We start from the raw sequence: 3,562 nt of genomic DNA, 5'->3' as shown, positions 1-3,562 counted from the left end.
CCGGGGGCCGGACCGGGATCTCCACCAGGCCCTCGCTGAGCAGCCGGGAAATCTCGACCGTCACCGGGTAGACGCCGCGGCTGATCAGGAAGGCGAGGTCCCGCGCGGTGCGACGGCCGTTCGCCTGGGCGAGGATCTCTCGCCGGAGTTCGGTGAGCGCGCCTTCGTCGAGGCTCTTGCCCGGTACCGGCGCGACGCGTTCGCGGTGCGGGGCCACGGGAATGGGCAGCGAAGCGAGCGCGTTGAGCCGCCGCTCCGTCTCCTGCAGCAGCGAGTCGGCGTCGACGTCGTGGGCCAGCGGCAGGGGGACGTCGACCGGTTCGCGGTCGATGACGTACCCCTCGACCATGCCGGCCGCGGTGGCGAAGGCGGCGTCGCGCGCCGCCATCATCGACAGCACCCGCAACTCGGTGGCACCGACGCTGCCGCGCGCCACGAGTTCGGCCTGCGACGAGCGGCCCTCGGCCGCCGCACGCAGCGCCGCGGTCCAGTCCCCTTCGCTGACGCGGCCGGACCGCAGCAGCAGTGCGTCCGCTCCCGGCGCCCCGGGGCTGTCCACCGCGACCACGATTCCCCTGCGCAGATGGAAAACACCGCCCGGGTTGCCCATCAGGTGCAGTGCACCGGAGATCCCGTCGAGACGGCAGCGAGTCAGGGCGCGAGCCAGGACGTCGAAGGCGGCTCGGTCCTGGATCCTTCCGGTGCCGGTCAAAGTGCTCCCTGCCAGGTAATGCCGGCGGGAAATCTGACGGAAGGTGCCGGCGGGTGTCCGACTATATGTCATAAGACCCTTGCGGATCTCCTGGCGGGGGTTGCAAGGCCGCTGTTCTCGGCAATTCGAACATCTCGTCAGCTGTCTTCAGTTGCGCGCGAAACCCTTGGTGAGCAGGGAAAAGGCGCCTTGAGTTGACCTCGGTTCCGTGATCGGAAAGCGATTAACTACTCTTGAGTAGGTGAAATGAGCGAGCGCTCACCAAAAGGTGGAAAGAGTAAAAACTAACTCGCCCGAACGGCTGGTGGAGAATTTCTGTCAAGATATCCCGGTCGGACCGGTGACGGTGGTGCCGCCGTCGGGCCAGACCACCAGGCCGCGACGGCCCGGCCGGGTGCCGAGCCACCGCGCCGCGTCCGCGCCGTGCGCGTAGGCCGCCGTCGCCTCGATGTCGGCCCAGGTCAGCGTGTCCGCGATGACGGTGACCGAGGCGACCCCCTCAGGTGCCCGCCCGGTCCGGCCGTCCACGAGATGTCCGCCGCGGTGCGCGGTCCCCGAGGTGGCCACCCCGCCCGAGAACACCGGGACCACGGCGATGATCCGCCGTGGATCCAGCGGGTCTTCGATGCCGATGCGCCAGGGCGGCGCCGACGGGCGGATCGTGCGGCAGGTCAGGTCACCACCGGCGGACAGGCAGAAGTCGGTGGCGGGAAGCGCGATCAGCGCGGCGGTGGCCCGGTCGACCGCCCAGCCCTTCACCACCCCGCTGGGGTCGAGCGCGAGCCGCCCGTCCGGCCCGGGCCTGCGGATGCGGAAGGCACCGTCCGACTGGGCCTGGGCGAGCGCACCGAGCGCGAGCACCTCCCCGACCTCCGGCGGGCACTCGTCCTCGGTGATTTCCCCGCGGTCCAGGCGGGAGACCACCGAATCGGGCCGGTAGGTGCTGAACACCCGGTCGGCTTCGCGCAGCGAGGCCAGCACCTCCGCCCACGCCGCGCGGGCCCGCTCGTCGTCCGCGTGCCGCCCCCGCAGCGCCAGGCTGATCGGCATGCCCATGACGTGCTCGACGTAGCGGGTGACGGGCTCCGGCCCGGCCGGGGTGCTCACAGCCCGGCCTGGTCCAGCGCACCCTGCAGGGACTGGACGTAGCCCTCGCTGGTCACCGTCGCGCCGCTGATCATGTCGATGTTGGCGCTCTGCGCGTCGAGCGTGCTCCGCACCAGGATCGGCAGCGCGTAGCTGTTGATCTGCCGGTCCCGCCCGTTGCCGTCCGGGTAGTCGACCACCGACACGTTGGTGATCTTCTTGTCCGCCACGGTGATCTGGACCCGCACCGGTCCCCACCGCGTGTCGACCGACGGGCCGGTGTAGGTCTTCGACCCGGGCGCGGACGAGCCCGCCGACGTGCCCGTGCTGCCCTTCGGGGGCGCGGGCCCGGTGCCCGCGGCGTTGCCCGCCAGCGCGCCGGAGGTCGAGGTGTGGTAGCCGAACAGGAGCGCGACCAGGCTGGCCGTGCCGAGGAACCACAGGACGATGCGCTTCATGGGATCACCACTGGAAGTTTTCGATGTGGAGTTGCGCGGCGGGCACACCCGCGGCTTCGGCCGTGCGGCGCACGGCCTCGGTCCACGGCTGCGGTCCGCAGAGGTAGACGTCGCGCGCGGCCAGGTCCGGCACCCAGTGGGTGAGCGCCGTCAGGTCGTCGGCGGTGCCGACGCCGTCTCCGAGCCAGGAATCGGGTGCCCGCCGGTGGCCCGGCAGCGACACGACCCGGAGCCCGCGTTCACGGGCCAGGATCCGGAACTCGCGGTCGAACAGCGGCTTGGCGGTGAACCGGTGCAGCAGCACCACTTCGCCCGGCCCGTACTCGAGTCCCTCGGCCAGCGCCCGGAGCGGGGCCACGCCCACCCCGGCGCCGATCAGCGCGACGCCGCGACGGGTCCTGGTCCGGGCGGAAAGCCGCCCGAACGGGCCCTCGAACAGCACCCGGGTGCCCGGGCGCAGCGCCGGCGTCCGTGCGCTGTTGTCCCCGAGCTTCTTCACCGAGATCCGCAGGCTCCGCCCGTCGGGGGCGGCCGACAGCGAGTACGGGTTGCCGCGCGTGAAGCCCCGCCGGTCCAGGAAGCGCCAGACGAAGAACTGCCCGGCCTGTGCGGGCAACCGGTGCAGGTCACGCCCGGTCAGGTACACCGAGTACACGCCATCGCCCTCCGGCGCCACGGAGGTGACCCGCAGGCGGTGACGGGCGTTGCGCCACAGGGGCAGCGCGACCCGCCAGACCAGCACCGCCGCCGCGGTGACCGCCCACGCGGACCACCAGTAGAGCGTGGCGCCCGGGGAGGCCAGGAATTCCTGCCCGGTCCACAGCTGGTGCGGCAGGGCCAGCCCGACGCCGAGATAGGCGTAGAGATGCAGCAGATGCCACGACTCGTAGCGCAGTTTGCGGCGGGCGGCCCTGAGGCTGGTGACCACCACCATGATCAGGCAGACCGTGCCCGCCAGCGCCAGGAGCATGCCCGGGTAGTCCGTGGTGAGGTTCCAGAAGGTGGCGGGCACCGCGCGCAGGCTGCCCGAGGCGTAGCCCCAGGTGATGAGCACGAGGTGGGCGAGCATCAGGGTGAACGAGGTGAACCCGGTCAGCCGGTGCAGTCTGATCAGCTGGTCCTGGCCGAAGGCGCGCTCGAGGACCGGTAACCGGGCCAGCAGCAGGACCTGGGCCAGCAGCAGGTCGGCGGAGAGCAGGCCGGTGAGCCTGCCCGCCGAGGTGAGTCCGGTCTCCCAGCCGGTCATCGCCTGGAACCCGCCCCCGGCGGCCCACCAGTACGCCACGAGCAGCAGGCTCAGCCACAG

At 71.7% G+C, this 3,562-nt stretch carries 4 protein-coding genes; all 4 read right to left on the bottom strand.

Features of this window, described 5'->3' with window-relative positions:
• Nucleotides 1-712, bottom strand: a 712-nt coding sequence (locus FNH05_RS34600) for a MarR family transcriptional regulator (RefSeq protein ID WP_144593062.1), incomplete at its 3' end; no start/stop codon positions are given.
• A gap of 318 nt (nucleotides 713-1,030) precedes the next feature.
• Nucleotides 1,031-1,819: an FAD:protein FMN transferase gene (locus tag FNH05_RS34595; protein ID WP_246128123.1), complete on the bottom strand. Its 789-nt coding sequence runs from the start codon at nucleotides 1,817-1,819 to the stop codon at nucleotides 1,031-1,033.
• Nucleotides 1,816-2,256 carry an FMN-binding protein gene (locus FNH05_RS34590; protein WP_144593061.1) on the bottom strand — a complete coding sequence of 147 codons (441 nt, stop codon included), beginning with the start codon at nucleotides 2,254-2,256 and terminating at the stop codon, nucleotides 1,816-1,818. The genes FNH05_RS34595 and FNH05_RS34590 overlap by 4 nt, the downstream gene beginning before the upstream one ends.
• Before the next feature lie 4 nt (nucleotides 2,257-2,260).
• Nucleotides 2,261-3,562 (bottom strand): ferredoxin reductase family protein (locus FNH05_RS34585; protein ID WP_144593060.1); only part of this gene is annotated, 1,302 nt, incomplete at its 5' end.

This window comes from Amycolatopsis rhizosphaerae, assembly GCF_007713715.1.
GTDB lineage: Bacteria > Actinomycetota > Actinomycetes > Mycobacteriales > Pseudonocardiaceae > Amycolatopsis_E > Amycolatopsis_E rhizosphaerae.
Note: the sequence above shows the minus strand (reverse complement) of the source record. Positions and strands in the feature narration are given on the sequence as shown.